The following is a 491-nucleotide window of genomic DNA, read 5'->3' as shown; positions in this document are numbered from 1 at the left end:
GAGCTTGAGCTGGTCGAGGATGCCGGTATAGAACGCGATCTTGCCGCCGGGCATGCAGAAGGCGTTGATCTGCTTGCTGCCGATCAGGTTGACCTCCCAGCGCCAGTCGCGCGCCCGCGGATTCCACTGCGCGGCAAACGGCACCAGGCGCTGCCCGATGGCGCGCAGGCGCTGCAGCTGCGGGTGGCTGTCGGGTGCCAGGGCTTTTTGCGCGCGCGCCTGGGCCAGCAGCTGGCTGTATTGCTGCGTGGCCGCGTTTTCGAGCGTGTCGGCCGGCACCAGGTTGCGCAGGCCGGACGACGAACCCACATCGACCTGCGCCAGCGCCGGCGGCGCGGCGGCCACCGCGGTGGCGGCGGCGGCGCTGAGCAGGAAGGCGCGGCGCGCCGACCAGGGGCCGTGCGCGGTGGGGGCGGCGGGGTCGAACGGGGGGCAGAACAGGCACATGCGCCAATAATAGGCACAAAGGACACCTCTTCCATGTCAGACCA

1 protein-coding gene is annotated in these 491 nt (G+C 70.5%); it reads right to left on the bottom strand.

The annotated features are described in order from the left end of the window. On the bottom strand, positions 1 to 447 hold a 447-nt coding region (locus B2J89_RS21725; RefSeq protein WP_169170856.1), incomplete at its 3' end, for a M48 family metalloprotease. Positions 448 to 491 lie beyond the last annotated feature (44 nt).

The sequence above is a fragment of the Acidovorax sp. SRB_24 genome, from assembly GCF_012931925.1.
This window is presented reverse-complemented; position numbering and strand designations above follow the sequence as displayed.